Source organism: Enterococcus sp. C74 (assembly GCF_040887125.1).
Lineage (GTDB): Bacteria > Bacillota > Bacilli > Lactobacillales > Enterococcaceae > Enterococcus_B > Enterococcus_B hirae.
Genome location: NZ_JBFOFA010000006.1, coordinates 18,306 through 36,902, shown reverse-complemented (window position 1 = coordinate 36,902; position 18,597 = coordinate 18,306). Strand labels below are relative to the sequence as shown.

Below are 18,597 nucleotides of genomic sequence, written 5' to 3'. Positions count from 1 at the left end.
GATCGTATGGGCTTTTTTGATAAAATCAAGCGTGCTTTTACTGGTGAACAACAAGAACCAGAAGAAGTCGAAGTACAAGAGAAATATGATAAAGGGTTAGAAAAAACCAGAAAAACATTTAGCGAACGAATGAATGAATTGTTTGCTAATTTTCGGACAGTAGACGAAGACTTTTTTGAAGAATTAGAAGAAACACTGATTGGTGCGGATGTTGGGTTTGATACGGCTATTCAGATTTCTGAAGCGTTGCGTCAAGAAGTAAAACTGAGAAACGCAAAGAAACCAGCTGAGATCCAAAATGCAATCATTGAAAAATTAGTGGATTTATATGAACAAGAAGGAATCAACGAAGTTAATGAATTAAATCTACAAGAAGAAGGATTAACAGTTATTTTGTTTGTCGGGGTAAACGGTGTTGGAAAAACAACCAGTATCGGAAAACTAGCCCACCAATACAAAAATGAAGGGAAAAAAGTGCTGCTGGCAGCAGCCGATACTTTCCGAGCAGGTGCGATTGACCAATTAGTGGTTTGGGGCGAACGTGCTGGTGTCGAAGTGGTTCGGGGAAATGCTGGTGGCGACCCAGCAGCAGTTGTGTATGATGCGATGGAACGTGCGAAAAGTGAACAGGCAGATGTGTTGTTAGTAGATACAGCTGGACGTTTACAAAACAAAGTCAACTTGATGAATGAGTTGGAAAAAATCAAACGTGTCATTCAACGAGAATTACCAGATGCACCTCATGAAACATTACTTGTACTAGATGCGACTACTGGTCAAAATGCAATGGTACAAGCAAAACAATTTAAAGAAACAACTGATGTCACTGGGCTAGTTTTAACCAAACTAGATGGTACAGCCAAAGGTGGGATCGTGTTAGCCATCCGTAATGAACTTCACCTACCGGTGAAATTGGTAGGGCTTGGCGAAGGAATCGATGATCTTGAACCATTTGAACCTAATGATTTTGTTATTGGTTTATTTAAAGGATTGTTGAAAGAAGAGTAAGCAGTTATTCTTTTTATCAGCAAGAAGAGCATTTAGCTAAAAAATTGAATCTTTTTAGCTAGATGCTTTTTCTTATAGAAAGGTAACGGTAATTCTACATATAATGATGGTATTAGTAAGGTATGGGAGTGAACCAACCCAACCGACGAAGTAAGCGTACATAAAATTGGACAGGCTTTTTTTATATTTTGAAACAATTTCATTCTTTTTCTGGCTATTTTTTACTATAATTAGAGGCATACGAACTGGAGGATAATCAACATGAATTTTAAACAATTACTAAAACATCCTAGTTCACGTCCATTTATCGATCAAGCACGTTTTGGTGTGGAACGAGAAGGACAGCGAGTGAACCTTACAGGAGATCTAACACGTACTGATCATCCAAGTGTTTTTGGCGATCGTACGTTTCATCCATATATACAGACAGACTTTAGTGAAACACAAATTGAATTAATTACACCAGTCACCGATTCGATCCATGAGCTTTTCCAATATATGTCAGCCATTTATGATGTTGCTGCTCGCTCAATTCCTGAAAATGAAATGATCTGGCCTTTAAGTATGCCACCAGCATTGCCAGCAAAAGATGAAGACATCATGATTGCAAAATTAGCAAATTTTGAAGATGTGTTATATCGCCGCTATTTAGCTAAAGAATATGGGAAAAGAAAGCAAATGGTTAGTGGTATCCATTTTAATTTTGAATTTGGAGATGATTTGCTTCGATCGTTGTTTGTGCAACAAACAGAGTTTTCGGAGTTTGCTGCTTTTAAAACAGAGCTATATTTGAAAACTGCGCGCAATTTTCTGCGCTATCGGTGGTTGATTACCTATTTTTATGGGGCATCACCATTAAGTGAAGCAAACTATTTCATTGATAAACCAGCTCCTAATGAGCCAGTTCGAAGTATTCGGAATAGTTCGTATGGTTATACGAATCATCCAAATGTCAAAGTTTCGTATGCTTCAATGGAGCAATATTTGTTCGACATTGAAAAGATGGTTGAAGAAGGAAAACTATCAGAAGAAAAAGAATTTTATACGCCACTTCGTTTTCGTGGTGGTAAACGGGTAGCAGATTTAGCTAAAACGGGTGTGCGTTATATCGAATTAAGAAATATCGATTTAAATCCCAATGCACGTTTAGGAATTGATCAAGAACAAGTTCGTTTCTTACAGTTATTTTTAACTTATATGTTATGGACGGAAGAAAAAGAAGCAGCTGATCAATGGGTAGAAGAAGGAACTAGAAAAAATGAAATCGTCTCTCTTGAACATCCTCTAAATCAAACCGAGTTTATCGAGGAAGGCCGTTATCTTTTAACTGATATGAAGAAAATGGCGCTCGAACTTGAGCAACTAGAGGCACTACCATTGATTGAAAAAATGTTAGAAGAACTGGAACGTCCAAGTGAAACATTAGCAGGAACAATCTATCAAGCAGCAAAAGAAAGTAGTCAACATCAGTTTGCTACCTCTTTGGGTCTTTCTTACTATCAAAAAGCGCATGAACGTCCGTATCAACTCGCAGGATTTAGAGAGATGGAGTTGTCTACGCAAATCTTGTTATTTGATGCGATCCAAAAAGGTATTGAAGTGAAAGTGATTGACGAATCCGATCAATTTTTGCGGTTACAGCATCACGATCATATTGAGTACGTGAAAAATGCAAATATGACAAGTAAAGATAGCTATATCGTTCCCTTGATCATGGAAAATAAAACGGTCACTAAAAAAGTCTTGAAAGAAGCCGGCTATCGTGTGCCAAACGGAGCCGAGTTTACGACAATGGAGGAAGCAGTCAAAGCCTATCCAAGATTCGCAAACAAAGCATTTGTCATTAAACCTAAATCAACGAACTATGGACTAGGCATCACGATTTTTAAAGATGGTGCTGATTTAGCTGACTATCAAGCAGGACTTGCGATTGCCTTTAGCGAAGATCGTTCGATTTTAGTAGAAGAATTTATGCCAGGCACGGAATATCGCTTCTTTGTGATTGATGGCAAAGTCAAAGCAATCATGCTTCGTAAACCTGCTAATGTCGTTGGAGATGGACAACGTACAGTTGCTGAATTGGTCGCTGAAAAGAATCTTGATCCTTTAAGAGGCACAAATCATCGAGCACCTTTAGAGCTAATTCAATTAGGAGAATTAGAGCAACTGATGTTAAAAGAACAAGGGCTTACCGTTTCTTCTGTTCCCCAGAAAGATCAGGTTGTTTATCTACGAGAAAATTCTAATATTAGTACAGGTGGCGATTCGATTGATGTCACAGACGAATTTTCTGAAAGTTATAAGCAGATAGCTGTTTCTGCAGTTGAAGCTTTAGGCGCAAAAATTAGTGGAATCGATTTGATTATTCCGGACAAAGAGGTAGCACCGGAAAATAGCGCTACTGCTTATGGGATTATCGAAGCTAACTTCAATCCAGCGATGCATATGCACGTGTACCCATTTGCAGGTAAAGGGAGAAGATTGACTTTAGACGTGTTGAATTTATTGTATCCTGAACTTAATATCCTGACTCAAAATTAATCACATTATGGCAAAACTCACTAGCTAAAAAATAACCTATAGAATCCAGAAAATAAGGGTGTTATTTTCGGATTTTATGGGTTTTTTTATGCATCGGGTTGCTAAGTACACGATTTATTTTTAAAAGTCATATGTAAAAAGTTAGTGTCATCTTTTTTTCTTAGTGATTTGTTTTTTAATTTTTTTAAGAATAAGTGTGAAATCAAAAAAAAACAAAAAAAACTGAATCTAGTTTAATGATACGCTTTTTTTGTTCAATCAGGACAGTATAAAAATACCCAATGTGTGAAAAAAGAAAGTGAGTGAAATAAATGAAAAAAAGTACTTTTTTAATCAGCACTGGCTTGTTGGCTTCTTTTTTATTAATTAATAATCCAAGGGTATACGCAGCAAGCACAACTACGACTCCGAGTCCAGCAACAGCTGAAACACCGATCAGTGCGCCACTAGAATTACCAACAAATGGTGGGACTAATCCAACGCCACCAAGTAATACGAAAGATCCTGCCAGCTCATCTGATCCAGGGAATAAATCAAATAATCCTACGGTTGCCTTTGGGATTGCTTATGAACCAGGTACTTTTACAATCCCGTCAACAAAATTATTGGAAACTGGCTCTCAGACGATCCCTGTGACCATGCCACAAAATTCTGGCACATTTGATGTCGGGGTCAAAGACAAAACTCGGGAAACTATGGGATGGTCTTTAAAAGCACAAGTTGTTTGGGATAATGGAGAAAAAGGAATGTCGATTCAAACTGCCCATACTGGAACTAATGCGAAGGTCAATACTGGAAATGGTCAGTTAGTGGACGCTCCAGCTGGTTCAGTTACTGCTGTGCCAAATGTTGAGATTACATCAGATGCTCAAGTTTTATTGATGTCAGGAACACAGGGATTTGTGCATAATGACACCTATGATTATGGATTAGGACAAGTGTCTCTTAAAATAGCAAATACAAAAACTACGCCAGCAGGGACACATACAGGACATGTCGAATGGAATCTATCGGTTGCTCCATAATTACCTTAAGAAGGGAAAGGACTTACTCTTTTCCTTTTTTTGATTATTGGCAGACCAAGCTTTTGATCAAAGAGCTGCTGATAATCAAAAAAAGGAAGGAAGAACGGTATTGTTAAAAAAAGTGCAATCAATCATCTTATTTCTTATGTTTATGTTTATTGGTACGTTGGATGTTCAAGCAGAAGAAATAATGGGAGGCTATACGATCGAACGTATTCCCAATATACATCAAATTGATACTAATTTAGGCTATTTTTATCTATGTGAGCAACCAGGTACACAAGATCAATTGGGTGTTAAATTGATCAATAGTTCAAATCAGGAGAAACTATTAACGATTAAAGTTACAAACGCAAATACCAATGTGAATGGTTTGTTAGATTATACAGGTACGATAAAAGACAACAAAGATTTGAAATTACCATTGACTTCGATCGTCAAAGCGACACAGTCAGAAGTCAAAGTACCAGCAAAGAGTGAAGTAAAGACCTCTCTTACGGTTACATTACCCAAAGAAAAATTTCCCGGTGTGGTCGTCGGAGGAATCGTGGTTTCTGAGAAAGCTGAAAAAACACCAAAAGACCAGAAAAAAGAAGTATCAATCGAAAATACGTATAACTACACATTAGGAGTAGTTTTAACCAACAATGCAAAAACCAAAATGAATCAACCTATTTCTGTTACTTTAGAAAAAGTCGCTCCGATTTTATCAAATGGAAGAAAAATCATTCAAGCAGATATTTTAAATCCTAACCCTTATATATTTGATCAAGCAACTGTTGCAGGTAAAATTCTTGAAAAAAATACAGATAAAGTCATCAAAGAGCAACAAAAAACAAATGTAAATATTGCACCTTATTCAGTCTATCCTTTTCAATTTGATTGGAAAAAGGATGAACTAAAAGCAGGGACATATGTTTTTACTGGTTCAGTTAAGGCAGGTGGCAAGGAATGGTTATTTAGCAAAGAATTTACGATCAATCCAACAACGGCTAATGATATCAATGAACAGTCGCTTTATCACGTTGTTGTTCCTCAATGGCTCCAAATTAGTTGGATCATTCTCTTTTTAGTCAATGTAGCTGGCATCAGTTATCTCATTATAAGATATAAGAAAAATTAATGAGTACTCATTCTATTTTTCGTTTATATCCATTTTTAGAAAAAATAGGAGTATGAATGATTTACTTTATGAACAGAAATAACATACTTTCAAAGGAGGAATCAAATAAGTATAAGTCTTATATTTATTTGATTGGAAGGAGTGAACAATTATGTATACGATACCGATTTTTATTATTTCAACGGGTATTCTCTTCATGGGCTTAGCCATTTACCTATTTTTAATGAATTATAAAAGAGTGATTATAGGAGAAGAAAATAAAACGATTCTTTATCTTAATACACTAATTCTTATTACTTCAATTTGTTTCATCTTATTAGGTATTGGTTACTTTTTCGTTGTGGCGAAACAATTATAAGTGAAGAGGAGCTGACTGATTTGAGAAAAATAAAATATGTTTCGATCATGATGATTTTGTTAGGAAATATGGTTTATTATGGACAATCAGGCTTTGCAGATAGCCAAACAGAGCAAACAGCGACTGCCGTTGAAAACAACGACTTGAAGCAAGTAGTAGAATCGCCAACGGGAGGAATTCATCAGGGAGTCTATCAACACATCAACTATCTATTGAATGATTCAGAACTAACGCTGTCAGGATTGTCAGACAATACCCAAGTCCCAGCCATCGTGATTAATTCTTCATTTTTAGATGCTATTCAACCAAATATAAAAAAACTAATCTTATCTCCACAATTTTTGAGAGATATCAACAAAAATGAAGTGCATTCTTTGACGGTATCTGCTGATCTTCCTTTCGCCCCTTGTATTGCTAGTGATCAGGGAAATAGTGTCAACTTGTCACAAGTATTTTTTAGAAATCAAACACTTAGAAATGTTGATTTTGGGCAGACTGATTTTAGTCAAGTGACTAATACAAGTGAAATGTTTAAAAACTGTGCGCAATTACAATCTGTAAAGATCAACAAACTTGATGCGACTAATCTATCAGGTATGTTTATGAATTGTCCGAATTTAACACAAGTGACAATCTTAGAAAATGAAATGCCAGAAGATTTGAGTGATATGTTTAATGATTGTCCACAGTTAACAAAAATTGAGGGAATCAACAATTGGAAGACAACCATGATTAAAAGTGTCAAAGGATTCGTCACTAATTGTCACGCATTAAAAAATTTAGATTTAAGTCATTGGCCAGTTTCATTGCAGAATCAATTGCAAGAACAACTAGCAAACAGTGTCATTTTAAAAGACCTAATGAATGAACATTCTATTGAGGGAAGTTATGTAGCGACATCGCCTGTAGATCAAATAACTTCCTCTGTTACAGCAGCAACCGGTACTGTATCGGAATGGCAATATCAGTTGACGCCACAAAAGGATCGTTATCTTTTAACGAAATACATTGGAAAGAGCCAAGAAATCGTTGTGCCTACAGTAATCAATGGAAAGCCGACTATTTTGAACAATATCAACACTGCAGTTTTCCCTAATTATAAATCGATTACCAGTTTTAAAATTGCTTCGGGGAATAAAGTACCAATTCAAACGACAGATTTAAGACATGCTTTTCAATTTTGGTCGAATTTAAAGGAAGTAGATTTGACGGGATTGGATGTTAGTACAGTGACAAACACAGGAGCGATGTTTGCTAATGATCCCCTTTTAACTAAAGCAAATCTGAGTGGTTGGGATACTTCCCATATTATAGATATGAATTATATGTTCAATGCAGATCGAAAATTACAAGAATTAGAACTAGCAAATTGGGATGTTCGTCAAGTAGTAAATATGGATCATATGTTTTCTTATTTATCTAGTGTAAAAAAATTAGATTTGAGCTCTTTTCAAACCGAAAAAGTAAAGATTATGAACAGCATGTTTCTTGGCATGAATGAGTTAAACTTATTAGATTTAAGACAATTTGATCTGACGAATGTCACTGATACTACTAATATCTTTACTACAGACAACAAGACTCCACTATTAGTTATTGCCAAAGATAATAAACTATTGAATTATAATTATCTTTCAAATAATCGGATAATCGCTGGTCCTACTTTTGATGCCAACGGGGGGACGTTTGAAGATAATAGTATAACAAAACACTATTTCCAATCTGTTGCGGTTTCTCCTACCGATCCTAAACTACAAATGGCAACACTTGATCAATTCAAAGCTACTCTAGTCGCTGAGAAACCAAATAGCATTTTTATCGGCTGGAACATAAAAGAAGGGGGCAGTGGAAATCAGGTGACAGACTTACTCAATACGACTTATCAAGCCATCTGGTCACCATTACCAGAAATGCCATCTCCTTCAGACAATATGAGACCGGGAACAACAAGTTCATTTGGACTTTCTTATATCCCTAAGAAATTTAGCTTTCTTGAAACACCATTAAAAGAATCAGGAGAGCAATATATTCCATTTATTAAACAAACTTCTTTTGATGTCGGTGTATGTGATGAGAGTCAAACTAATAATAGTTGGTCACTACAAGCGCAACTTGTTTGGGATAGCGCTCAGGAGATTCCAACAAGCTCGATCGTCCTAACTAACCAAGGTATCGTGAAGAAAAATATCAATGATGGAAATGCGCCATTTAATCCTAGTACGGACTTGGTTGATTGTGGTAGTGAAGTCCAAGGTACTATTTCACCAGAAATAAAAACGGATAGCCCAACCGTTATAATGAAAGCTACTCAAGCAATTCATACCTCTGTCTATAATTATGATTTAGGAAATGTCTCGCTCAAAATCACTGATGCAAAGGTAGCACAACCCGGAAATTATACGGGGCACGTTGAATGGAATTTAGTTAATGCCCCTTAAAATTGATTGAATAGTTATGAAGATCAAAAGAAATTAGCTATGGGATAACATAGGTGAAAGATTTTTTACTGAATGAGGTATGTTGTAGATTGAAAATAGTGTTCAACGCCAAAAAAAGAGAAGATACTTAAATTGCTTGTCAATTTTAGTATCTTCTCTTTTTTAGAGATTGTTTTGAGTATCATGCCTTTTATGGGGAATATGACAGTCAGCATAAGCTTAAAATAGTCGTTCCCAAAAGCTTTTTTTCTTCGGCTGTTCTTTTGGAGAAAGAGACTCTTGTTTGGGATATTTCTTTTCTACATCAATGACTGGCTCGTTGACCGCTTCTTTAGCAGCGACTAATAAACCAAAGCTATTGGGATCATCAGATACATAATCATTAACGATCGTAAAGCGTACATTTTGTTTGGTAGCAAGTTGGATATATTGATTCTGGATCGTTAAAGGTAGCGAGCCATTCAGAAGAACCGTAACATCGGGTTGTTTTTCGATTTCTTTGAGAAAGTTTTCTTTGTTTATAGGATCTTTCATCTCAGCTACAGTCATACTTAAATAGCAACGTTCACGGAATGTCCCCATATATTTATGTTGTTCCTCCGGATTAACTAATGGTGTACCATACATCCCCTTATCTAAGTGGCTTTGTACATCATCTTTTGACATCAAAATATCCTCCTTTTCATTGTATAGCTAATAAAAGTATAACATACAAACAATTGAAGTTTGAAAGGAAAAAAAGCGGTTGCTTTTGTTCACCTGTTCACTTAGAATAAGAATGAGAATCATTATCAATTACAGGAGGGGTTTGATGCGCTACGGTTGGCTCATAGGGTTGTTAGGTTTACTGACTATCAGCTCATTATTTATTGGTGTCTCAACGATTCAAGTAATTGATTTGCTTCAATTCAAAGGACAAAGCACGCAATTGTTTCTTGCCACTCGTCTGCCACGAACGGTTTGCCTGATCCTTGCAGGAGCAACTAGCAGTATTTGTGGCTTGATCATGCAACATTTGACGCAAAATAAATTTGTTTCGCCTACCACAGCTGGAACGATGGATAGTGCAAGATTGGGTATTTTAGTGGTGATGCTTTTTTTACCAAATGCACCGTTGCTTTTACGTTCATTTACCGCTTTTTTGTTTGCTTTTGGTGGGACACTTTTATTTCTTTTTTTGGCACAAACGTTACCTCAAAAGAATCAACTGATGTTACCATTGATCGGTGTCATGTTAGGTAATATCATCGGCTCCATTGCCACTTTTTTTGCTTATCAATTTCAATTGATCCAAAATATGTCTTCTTGGTTACAGGGGAATTTTGCCACGATTATACGTGGAAATTATGAATTGCTTTATGTAACCGTTCCATTATTAATCGTTATTTCTTTCTTTGCTTATCGATTTACGATTGTTGGATTGGGGGAGTCATTTGCGGTCAATTTAGGGATTGACTATAAAAAAATGCAGTTACTAGGGATCGGTCTCGTTTCTTTGGCTAGTGCGATTGTTTTGATCATGGTGGGAAGTATTCCATTTTTAGGGGTAATCATTCCAAATATCACAGCCCGTTTATATGGAGATCAAGTACATAAAACAATTGGTATTACTGCATTGTTGGGAAGTGTTTTCTTACTTTTTTGTGATATCGTTGCTCGCTTGGTGATCTACCCTTACGAAATCCCAGTAAGTGTGATCGTGGGGATCTTCGGGGCAATTATTTTTCTCTATCTGTTGGTTAGGAGGAAAAAATATGCTTAAAAAAAGGGGCGTATTCATTGGACTGTTGCTTCTTGTCCTCTTAGTGATTATGAGCTATTTAACGATCAACACTTATGGAAATTGGCAATTTGCTTGGGCCTTACGGAGTAAAAAAATCGTTGCTTTTTTACTTGTTGCGTTAGCCACCAGTAGTGCCACGATCAGTTTTCAGACAATTACCCAAAATCAGTTTCTGACACCCTCAGTATTAGGACTAGATTCTCTCTATGTCTTAGTTCAAACGGTCCTTTTCTTTGTCGTTGGGGGTGTGACCATGCTTCAGCAAACAGGGACTGGCTTTTTTTTGACAAATATTGCGTTAATGGTAGGTCTGAGTCAATTACTCTTTTTCTTTTTACTGAAGAGAGGGCAAACGAACTTGTTTTTGCTTTTGATGACTGGTGTCATCTTAGGGACTTTATTCAGCAGCATTAGTACATTTCTACAAGTGGTGATGGACCCAAACGAATATGATTTATTACAAGGGAAATTATTTGCTAGTTTTGGGAACATCCCTAGCCATTATCTAGTACCAGCAACTATATTGATTAGTGGTACATGGCTCTTTTTGTTTTATAAAAGTCGTTATTTAGACGTTTTTCATCTAGGGCAAGAGCAGGCAATCAATTTAGGAATCGATACAGAGCGATTTCAATTTTTAATCCTGTGTTGTGTCAGTCTTTTAACAGGAACAGCAACGGCATTAGTAGGACCATTAACTTTTTTAGGTTTTATTGTAGCGAATGTTAGTTATCGATTATTTGCGACTTATCGGCATCGAGAGTTGTTTTTAGGTAGTTTTTTGGTTGCGTTACTGTTTTTGGTAGGGGGACAACTGCTGGTTGAACAAATTTTTAAATGGAATACCACTGTCAGTGTCATCGTAGAATTTTCAGGAGGACTGTACTTTATGATCAAACTGATTCGAGAAAGGAAGACAATTGGATGATCGATTTAAAAAAGGTCAATAAAAGTTACCATGACAAACGGGTAGTCAAAGATGTCGATGTCTCTATCCATGACCAAAGATTAACGGCTTTTATTGGTCCCAATGGTGCTGGTAAATCAACGGTTTTATCCATGATTAGTCGTTTGATTGCGAAAGATACTGGGGAAATCTATCTTGATCATAATGAAGTGAAAGCCTGGCGATCAAAAGAATTAGCTCAAAAATTAGCCATTTTACGCCAATCAAATGGCATCAGTATGCAAATCACAGTGGAAGAATTGGTAGAATTTGGGCGCTTTCCTTATACAAAAGGCAAGCTAACTACAAAGGATCAACAAATCGTGGCGGAAGCTTTGCAACACTTAGGTTTAACCTCCTTAAAAAACCAGATGATCCATACGCTTTCGGGTGGGCAACTACAACGAGCCTATATAGCGATGGTGTTAGCCCAAGATACTGATTATATCTTACTAGATGAACCGCTAAATAATTTGGATATGAATTTTGCTGTTCAGATCATGCAAATTTTACAACACTTAGTTCGAGATTTAGGGAAAACGATCATTATTGTGCTTCATGATATCAATTTTGCAGCAAGCTATGCGGATGAGATCATTGCCATGAAAAATGGGGAACTGTTTATTCAAGGAGCCACCAATGAAATTATCCAAAAGAACATCTTAGATGAATTATATGAAATGGACATTCGAGTTTGCGAGATTGAAGGACGCAGATTCTGTCTTTATTTTTAAAATAGCAGAAGGAGAATCGGAATGAAAAAATTAGTTGTCAGTTTTTTATTAGTAGCAACAGTAGCGTTAGCAGCATGTGGTAGCAATGCGGGGAGTACTACGACAAATACGAAAACCAGCGGCGGAGAAGTTCAATCTTCTTTGACCGTAAAAGACAGTAACGGTGAGAAAATTGAAGTTAAACAAAAACCTCAAAAAGTCGTCGTCTTTGATAATGGTTCTTTAGATACTTTAAATGCATTAGGAGTGGGGGATAAAGTCGTTGGTGCGGCCACGAAGAATTTACCAGACTATTTGGCAAAATATAAAGAAGTGGATTCCGCAGGCGGACTTAAAGAACCTGATTTAGAAAAAATCAACCAAATGCAACCTGATTTGATCATTATCTCAGGTAGACAAAGCGATTATCAAGAGGAATTAAACAAAATTGCGCCTACTTTATATTTAGCTGTTGATTCAAGCAAGCCATGGGAATCGATACAACAAAATGTTCAAACCTTAGGAAAGATTTTTGATCGAGAAGATGAAGCCGAGGCAGGACTTACCGATTTAACTAAAAAAATCAATGAGATAAAAGAAAAAACAAGTAATCTTGATCAAACTGCGTTAGTGACGTTAGTCAATGAAGGACAATTATCCGCCTATGGTTCAGGATCACGCTTCGGACTTGTTCATGATGTCTTTGGTTTTAAACAAGCAGATGAATATATTGAAGCTTCTACTCATGGACAAAGCGTCTCTTATGAATATGTATTAGACAAAAATCCTGGTATTCTTTTTGTGGTAGATCGTACGAAAGCGATCGGTGGCGATGACAGTAAGGATAATGTCGCTGCGAATGAGTTGATTGCACAAACGGATGCAGGTAAACATCATAAAGTGATTTCGCTACAGCCAGACGTTTGGTATCTAAGTGGTGGAGGCTTAGAATCCATGAAATTAATGATTGAAGATGTTGCTCAAGCCTTGAAATAAAGTAAAAACGAGATGGGACGATTGTTATCGGTCTCATTTTCTTTATATATAAAAAAATATTAGATTCTATAGATGGTGGAGTAATCTTTTTTATAGTCATAACGGGATGTGCTCATATTTATGTAAGCTTAGAACAACTATTTCTTTCTTGAGGAAAAAATTAATGAATATTATATCTTCAACTATGCTATATTTGTTAGCAACTCCCACTAATGAATCGAATAAAGTTTTTTAAATTATTCATCTTAACCTCTACATATGAAAGGAATTGAATTATATGGATGATTATCAACGTCGTTATGAGCTTTTAGCCCTGACCTTAGGGTTAAAACATAATACCAACTTATACTATAGAATGGAAGATGCTGTCAAAGAGCACAAGAGAGACGGTGATACTGGCACAGAGGACGAAGTGATGCTACTTTCTACCTACAAAAAAATGATTGAACAGGATACTGATGGGTTCTTTATTGATGAAAATAGGAAAGAACACATTCTTTCGTCATTAACAAAAACACTAGATTTTTGTAATGCACCAAGTACTACTGCATCGTTACAAATACTGGAAAGTCTTAAAACAAATGATCCTACGTCATTTTTGATTGTACCACTTGCCTATCCTCTTTATTCTGGTAAAGGACATTGTTCTGGATTAATAATATATAAACATGGAAATTGTTATGACGTAGTAATGGTTGATAAAGCGAAACTATTTAATCATCAATTTCCTGTTGGACTTGTAACCATCTATGCTGAAAGAATAGATCAGCTTAATCATGTACTTTATTTAAGTAATAAGTTTGCTCTACCAACGATACAACCTTTCGAAGAATTAAAGAAATTAGTTCACATATCAACAAAAAAGTGTGTTTCTAGGCTTAACGTTGATATGTCACCTCAAAATGTTGGAAACTGCGTTGTTAACGAGGTAGAATCTACACTTAAAGTAGCTCTTTTTAACTGTCAAAAAAGTATTCTGTCATATTCTCATTCTAAACCAACATTGAGACCTAAATGGAACTCTTGCCCTAATTCAACTTTAGAGATGAGAAAACGATTTCTTAAGGCTTTGAAAACTAATAAACATGAACAAAATAAGTCTTTTGACTATATTTTTAACAATTATTATCTGAAGCGAAAAAATCATCCAAAAAATGTAAAATTACAACAGAAGATGATGAAATTAGAAAAAATACGAAGTCAAAGAAAAAATAATATATATAAAAAAATAAAATACATAGTTTTAAAAAGAAGATATAACAATATTTATAAAAGAAATTGGAGGCTTTATAAACGGAATAAAATTGTTGAAGAATTTAAAAAAGATTCTCGTATTGTAGGAATCAACAATGAACAAATGCCACCTTCTATACCTCAATTAAAAAAAATGGGAGATATTCTTACCTTACCTAGACAACAAAGAACTGAGCCTTCGTTACAATCATATGTTGTAAAGCAAGAGAAATACTTTTCTAGAACATAAGCTTGTTTAATAAAAGTACATTTTTTTTTAAGGAAGATTAATGGTTATGGATTTGTATATAGATATATATATTTAGAAGATTTAAATAGGAGAAAAAATGAGACTGTCAGAAAATAATCTGTCAGTCTCTCTTTTGGTTATAAAGCAAGCTATTAGTAGCATTTAGGGAAGTCTGTCTTCAACATAAATTCATTTTCGACTTCATAAGGATTAATTCTAGGTTGATGCTGGGTAAATAATCGTGTGAAAAATTTTTTTATCATCTCGTTCGCCTCCTATCGTGTTGATAAGGATACTAAACGAATCATAAATAAAACTTAACTTTTTCACATTTTCGTTTCAGCTAATGTTTGGTAATTCAGAATCTTCATTGTACGATAAAATTCAGCTGGTAAATGTGCCCACCGTTTTAACAATTGGGAAAAATAACTTTTTCCGGCTTTGATTTTATACTCACCTAGTACCAAGCCAAAAGAAGGCATTAGTTTTTTTGATAATTGTTTAAATGTCGTGAGGGCTTGTTCTTTATCCTCGTTGACAAATAAGGTTTTTACTTCAATATAAGATCCTTCAATATTTTGGGTTTCTTCAATAAAATAGATTTTTTTCGTATATTCTCTCATAGGAACTCCTCCGATATCCATTGTATTTATTGGTTATTTCAACGATAACGAAAAGATGTTAATAAAACGTGAACAAAAAATTATTCTTTTTCAAGCAATGATTAAGGATTTTTTATTTTGAACTTTCCAGTCCTTTATTTTAGGCAGGTTTAAGAATTCTTTCGACGGAAGTAGTTGAAAGTTATAACAAATTTCGCTACAGTTAAGAAAACGAAAAAGCAAAAGGTGAGGATAGCGATGGAACAATTGATCAATCGAAATTTGGTTTTTGCGCAACATCAACGTATTGAAACAGAGCGCTTGATTTTACGCCCCGTTACATTAAATGATGCAAAAGACATGTATGACTATGCTCATGATGAAGAAACGACACGGTTTGTATTTCCAACACATCAATCCGTTGAAGATACGAAAAACAGCATCGCTAATTATTTTATGTCAGCACCTTTAGGGAAGTACGGTATTGAATTAAAAGAAAATCAACAATTCATCGGGACAATTGATTTAAGAGTACAAGAAAATGAAGATAACGCAGAGATCGGATATGCACTGAATAAGAACTATTGGGGAAGAGGATTTGTTCCAGAAGCGAGTCAAGCATTGATAAAATTAGGATTTGAAGAGTTAAACTTGGTTCGGATCTTTGCTTATCACGATGCAGAAAACCCTAAGTCGGGGCGTGTAATGGAAAAACTTGGGATGAAAAAAGAAGGAATCATCCCTGATGCAAGGCGTTTCAAAGGAAAAATCGTTTCAGTTGTCTTGCGAGGATTGACACGACAAGAATGGCAAGCAGATAGAAGTTGATAAAGGTGTAGCATAAACAAGTTAGTTGCATCTGAGTTGTAAAATCATTAAGCTAAGTTTGAGGTGATAAGAATGGAATTATTACTAACAGATGAAGCAAAAGAAAAATTATTAGCACAACAAAACGAAGATGAACAGTTATTACTTGATATTGAAGACGGAGATGGTCCTTTTGCCGACAGTCGAGTAACTTGTCAGATTGATACATCCTTTCGTTTGATTCTCGTAAAGAAAGAGACAACAAAAGATTTGAGTTTATACTCTGTCAAAGTAGAAACAGCTGTTGGACCAATCTACATCAAAAAAAGTGCATTGATGTATCTAGATGATCCGACGACAATTGCAGTTGAACCGACTTATAAGAGTTTACAGTTAAAAGGCCCCAGTGGATTACTAAAAGGTAATCTTCAAATCATACATCACGAGTAGAAAATAGGAGACAGAAGGTAAGCGTATGGGAAACTTGGCAATTATCAGCGATTTACATGTAGATATCAATCAGTTTAGTGAACAAGAATGGCTGATTTTGTGGAAGGTTCTCACAGACAAAGGGATCACACGGCTTCACTTAGCAGGAGATGTGGCGAATAAAGTCGATCTTTGCCAAGGAGTTGTTGAATTTTTTGCCAAAAAAGGAATTCCTACAACGTTCAACTTTGGGAACCATGAATTGGCAGATGTTGAGGGAGAAGAAATGATGAATCATTTCCCGGATTCTCACTTTTTAAATGAACGATATCTGGCGTTGAATAAGCAGACAGTCCTACTTGGGATGAATGGTTGGTATGATTATCAATTCTCAGAATTAAAAGAAAATAAACAAATTCTGCGCATGAAGAACCTTTACTGGTATGATCGTTTTATTAAACGAGAGGGAAGTGACATTGAAGTCAACGCTCGAGTTCTGATAGCAATGAAAAAGTTACTAGACCAGTTAGAAGCAAAAAAACTGGACGTTATTTTAGCGACACATTTTGTTCCTAAAAAAGACTTTATTGTCTATCAAAACGCTCCATACGAACGCTGGAACAACTTAAATGCTTTTTTAGGTTCCGCTTCTTTTGGACAACTATTAGATCAATACGATAATATCAAACAGGTTGTTTTTGGACATACCCATCGTCGTTTTGAAGATAAAATCATTCATGGTACCCGCTATAGTTGCCGTCCTTTTGGCTATTATTATGAATGGCAATTGACGAGGGAGTTTGTACGAAAAAATCACTTGATCGATAGTTATCATCCCATGAAGTTACGCACGCTATTACGAAAACACGACCCAGAGTTTAATCGCTACCGCAATGAACATTTGTACGAAGAGTTTGCAAAAGCCATGACGATCATTTCTTATTAAAATGGTGCGTTATGGCTTTTTATTCCATTGTCAACGAGTAATATCATTTTTTGAAAATAGGGTTAGAACGGTCACGGTCTAACTATTTATTGCGGAGCTAGGCACTCGTTTATTTTTTCTTGTTGAGCACAATCGGATTATTGATTCACATTATCCCCTTTAGCGAATGAACTCATCTTTTGGCGTCCTTTTTTCGGTTCTTAGTCCGTTAGCTATCCTATTTTTTTCGTCAGTTATTTTTTCAAAAATATTGATCATATTTTTGGTATTGCCAGCTTTTGGATACTTACCTGTTTTCGGATCTGCTATAATTGCTTTGTTTAACTGTATTGGTTTCTCTACTTTTGAAAGGTTACTAGAAGGCGTTTCTTTGAAGATTTCTTGAATTTCTGGATGATCGGCAAATATTTTTTTGTATATTTCATGTATTCTTTTTTTTCTGTCGTTGTTAAAGGCGAATGTTCATCATTCGCTCGTTTTCTCAATTTGTAAATTTCAAAGAAATAATCAGGAAGAGGAGATTTTATGTATTTTGATTTGATCACAGTTAAAAAACGTTTTTGCATCTCCAAAGTGGACTCGGGAACATCACTCCATTTTAATTTTTTTTTACCTTGTGAAGCGAGAAGGTTATGGCGGCAATGTAAGAGCGCAGTTTTTGCAGTAGCTTCTATTTCTTTGACCACACAATTTCCTTCTTTTTGTTCATGCATCGTATAGTCTAGTGACGAAAAGCTGTTGGAAGAGGAATGGTCAATAATTCTGTACAGAATATCATAACAAGTTTCGAGTTTAGGATGATCTCTCTGTGCAAACAATTCTTTACAAAGGGGAGCCATTTTCTCCGAAGGAATTTTAACCATATTTACAGATGAGTTTGACAGGTGCTTCCTTTTATCCACTAGAATAATTCTATAGTTTTTCGTTTCTTTGTAGATGAGTGCTCCGGAAACATGACCACTTTTTTTATTTTTCTTTATACTATAAGATAAGGGCAAAAGAATAAAATCTCGAGGATCATTTGAAATCATCCGCTTTAAAGTATGAAAAAGTTGTGTGTGACGAGTAAAAGAATAGAAATCCTTGCTTCGGTTGAGTGACTGAATCATTTTTAATTTGTCTTGCTTACGTACAAAAAATTCTTGTTCATCTTGTTGGATCATTTTAATATAAATAGAAAATAAAAGTGGGTAATTCACTTTATCATCTTCCGGAGACCATCTATTATTTTTCTTTAATGATAAAGAAAGAGCAAATATATCAAGATGTCGTTGAAGCTCTGTTTCGTAAGGCATAGGAGTTCCTCCATTTATAAAATAAATAGTAAAGTCTGCAATTTATTTTGCGTTCTTTGCATAGTATGACATAGGTTAAAAGAGGACAGAAATCAATTTTTTCT

The 18,597-nt window shown here is 35.5% G+C and carries 17 protein-coding genes; 14 read left to right on the top strand and 3 right to left on the bottom strand.

Features of this window, described 5'->3' with window-relative positions:
* The first annotated feature begins 6 nt into the window (after window positions 1–6).
* From ftsY to AB3H93_RS09065, 6 genes are all read left to right on the top strand, one after another.
* Entirely contained in the window at window positions 7–1,008 is a 1,002-nt protein-coding gene (ftsY, locus tag AB3H93_RS09090; protein WP_368020465.1) for a signal recognition particle-docking protein FtsY, read from the top strand.
* A gap of 261 nt (window positions 1,009–1,269) precedes the next feature.
* Complete coding sequence (gene gshAB / locus AB3H93_RS09085; RefSeq protein ID WP_161638002.1) at window positions 1,270–3,549, top strand: bifunctional glutamate--cysteine ligase GshA/glutathione synthetase GshB; 2,280 nt, start codon at window positions 1,270–1,272, stop codon at window positions 3,547–3,549.
* A 311-nt stretch (window positions 3,550–3,860) separates the two neighbouring features.
* On the top strand, window positions 3,861–4,574 hold the full coding sequence (locus AB3H93_RS09080) for a hypothetical protein (protein WP_010720409.1): 714 nt from the start codon (window positions 3,861–3,863) through the stop codon (window positions 4,572–4,574).
* Between the two features lie 109 nt (window positions 4,575–4,683).
* The gene (locus tag AB3H93_RS09075; protein WP_063627681.1) at window positions 4,684–5,697 is read left to right on the top strand and encodes a DUF3324 domain-containing protein; all 1,014 of its coding nucleotides are present in this window, start codon (window positions 4,684–4,686) and stop codon (window positions 5,695–5,697) included.
* Window positions 5,698–5,848: 151 nt separating this feature from the next.
* Window positions 5,849–6,055, top strand: a complete 207-nt coding sequence (locus AB3H93_RS09070) for a hypothetical protein (RefSeq protein ID WP_034698647.1) — start codon at window positions 5,849–5,851, stop codon at window positions 6,053–6,055.
* Between the two features lie 20 nt (window positions 6,056–6,075).
* Window positions 6,076–8,493, top strand: coding sequence for a BspA family leucine-rich repeat surface protein (locus AB3H93_RS09065; RefSeq protein WP_063626409.1), 2,418 nt, complete (start codon window positions 6,076–6,078; stop codon window positions 8,491–8,493).
* Window positions 8,494–8,712: 219 nt separating this feature from the next.
* Here AB3H93_RS09065 and AB3H93_RS09060 read toward each other — a convergent pair whose 3' ends face one another.
* The gene (locus tag AB3H93_RS09060; protein WP_010720405.1) at window positions 8,713–9,159 is read right to left on the bottom strand and encodes a YueI family protein; all 447 of its coding nucleotides are present in this window, start codon (window positions 9,157–9,159) and stop codon (window positions 8,713–8,715) included.
* Between the two features lie 145 nt (window positions 9,160–9,304).
* Here AB3H93_RS09060 and AB3H93_RS09055 point away from each other — a divergent pair, with 145 nt between their 5' ends.
* The 5 genes from AB3H93_RS09055 to AB3H93_RS09035 all read left to right on the top strand — a co-directional run bounded on the left by AB3H93_RS09055 (window position 9,305) and on the right by AB3H93_RS09035 (window position 14,414).
* Window positions 9,305–10,255: an ABC transporter permease gene (locus tag AB3H93_RS09055; RefSeq protein ID WP_010736816.1), complete on the top strand. Its 951-nt coding sequence runs from the start codon at window positions 9,305–9,307 to the stop codon at window positions 10,253–10,255.
* Window positions 10,248–11,204 carry an iron chelate uptake ABC transporter family permease subunit gene (locus tag AB3H93_RS09050; RefSeq protein WP_128427454.1) on the top strand — a complete coding sequence of 319 codons (957 nt, stop codon included), beginning with the start codon at window positions 10,248–10,250 and terminating at the stop codon, window positions 11,202–11,204. Before AB3H93_RS09055 ends, AB3H93_RS09050 begins: the two co-directional genes overlap by 8 nt.
* Window positions 11,201–11,956, top strand: coding sequence for an ABC transporter ATP-binding protein (locus AB3H93_RS09045; protein WP_034698655.1), 756 nt, complete (start codon window positions 11,201–11,203; stop codon window positions 11,954–11,956). The genes AB3H93_RS09050 and AB3H93_RS09045 overlap by 4 nt, the downstream gene beginning before the upstream one ends.
* Before the next feature lie 21 nt (window positions 11,957–11,977).
* Window positions 11,978–12,931: a siderophore ABC transporter substrate-binding protein gene (locus AB3H93_RS09040; protein WP_368020464.1), complete on the top strand. Its 954-nt coding sequence runs from the start codon at window positions 11,978–11,980 to the stop codon at window positions 12,929–12,931.
* Window positions 12,932–13,208: 277 nt separating this feature from the next.
* Window positions 13,209–14,414, top strand: a complete 1,206-nt coding sequence (locus AB3H93_RS09035; protein WP_113792598.1) for a hypothetical protein — start codon at window positions 13,209–13,211, stop codon at window positions 14,412–14,414.
* 326 nt (window positions 14,415–14,740) lie between these two features.
* Here the strand turns inward: AB3H93_RS09035 and AB3H93_RS09030 are convergent, their stop codons facing one another.
* On the bottom strand, window positions 14,741–15,037 hold the full coding sequence (locus AB3H93_RS09030; RefSeq protein WP_010736821.1) for a hypothetical protein: 297 nt from the start codon (window positions 15,035–15,037) through the stop codon (window positions 14,741–14,743).
* A 237-nt stretch (window positions 15,038–15,274) separates the two neighbouring features.
* Here AB3H93_RS09030 and AB3H93_RS09025 point away from each other — a divergent pair, with 237 nt between their 5' ends.
* From AB3H93_RS09025 to AB3H93_RS09015, 3 genes are all read left to right on the top strand, one after another.
* The gene (locus AB3H93_RS09025; protein WP_096709749.1) at window positions 15,275–15,844 is read left to right on the top strand and encodes a GNAT family N-acetyltransferase; all 570 of its coding nucleotides are present in this window, start codon (window positions 15,275–15,277) and stop codon (window positions 15,842–15,844) included.
* Window positions 15,845–15,916: 72 nt separating this feature from the next.
* Window positions 15,917–16,273: an iron-sulfur cluster biosynthesis family protein gene (locus AB3H93_RS09020; RefSeq protein WP_010736822.1), complete on the top strand. Its 357-nt coding sequence runs from the start codon at window positions 15,917–15,919 to the stop codon at window positions 16,271–16,273.
* 25 nt (window positions 16,274–16,298) lie between these two features.
* The gene (locus tag AB3H93_RS09015; RefSeq protein WP_368020463.1) at window positions 16,299–17,198 is read left to right on the top strand and encodes a metallophosphoesterase; all 900 of its coding nucleotides are present in this window, start codon (window positions 16,299–16,301) and stop codon (window positions 17,196–17,198) included.
* Between the two features lie 338 nt (window positions 17,199–17,536).
* Here the strand turns inward: AB3H93_RS09015 and AB3H93_RS09010 are convergent, their stop codons facing one another.
* Complete coding sequence (locus tag AB3H93_RS09010; protein ID WP_368020462.1) at window positions 17,537–18,493, bottom strand: hypothetical protein; 957 nt, start codon at window positions 18,491–18,493, stop codon at window positions 17,537–17,539.
* Window positions 18,494–18,597: the final 104 nt, after the last annotated feature.

Coding starts and splice junctions, on each gene's coding strand:
- AB3H93_RS09060 (WP_010720405.1), bottom strand. CDS start 9,159: ATGTCAAAAGATGATGTACAAAGCCACTTAGATAAGGGGATGTATGGT.
- AB3H93_RS09020 (WP_010736822.1), top strand. CDS start 15,917: ATGGAATTATTACTAACAGATGAAGCAAAAGAAAAATTATTAGCACAA.
- AB3H93_RS09015 (WP_368020463.1), top strand. CDS start 16,299: ATGGGAAACTTGGCAATTATCAGCGATTTACATGTAGATATCAATCAG.
- AB3H93_RS09040 (WP_368020464.1), top strand. CDS start 11,978: ATGAAAAAATTAGTTGTCAGTTTTTTATTAGTAGCAACAGTAGCGTTA.
- AB3H93_RS09010 (WP_368020462.1), bottom strand. CDS start 18,493: ATGCCTTACGAAACAGAGCTTCAACGACATCTTGATATATTTGCTCTT.
- AB3H93_RS09070 (WP_034698647.1), top strand. CDS start 5,849: ATGTATACGATACCGATTTTTATTATTTCAACGGGTATTCTCTTCATG.
- AB3H93_RS09030 (WP_010736821.1), bottom strand. CDS start 15,037: ATGAGAGAATATACGAAAAAAATCTATTTTATTGAAGAAACCCAAAAT.
- AB3H93_RS09025 (WP_096709749.1), top strand. CDS start 15,275: ATGGAACAATTGATCAATCGAAATTTGGTTTTTGCGCAACATCAACGT.
- AB3H93_RS09080 (WP_010720409.1), top strand. CDS start 3,861: ATGAAAAAAAGTACTTTTTTAATCAGCACTGGCTTGTTGGCTTCTTTT.
- ftsY (WP_368020465.1), top strand. CDS start 7: ATGGGCTTTTTTGATAAAATCAAGCGTGCTTTTACTGGTGAACAACAA.
- gshAB (WP_161638002.1), top strand. CDS start 1,270: ATGAATTTTAAACAATTACTAAAACATCCTAGTTCACGTCCATTTATC.
- AB3H93_RS09050 (WP_128427454.1), top strand. CDS start 10,248: ATGCTTAAAAAAAGGGGCGTATTCATTGGACTGTTGCTTCTTGTCCTC.
- AB3H93_RS09035 (WP_113792598.1), top strand. CDS start 13,209: ATGGATGATTATCAACGTCGTTATGAGCTTTTAGCCCTGACCTTAGGG.
- AB3H93_RS09045 (WP_034698655.1), top strand. CDS start 11,201: ATGATCGATTTAAAAAAGGTCAATAAAAGTTACCATGACAAACGGGTA.
- AB3H93_RS09055 (WP_010736816.1), top strand. CDS start 9,305: ATGCGCTACGGTTGGCTCATAGGGTTGTTAGGTTTACTGACTATCAGC.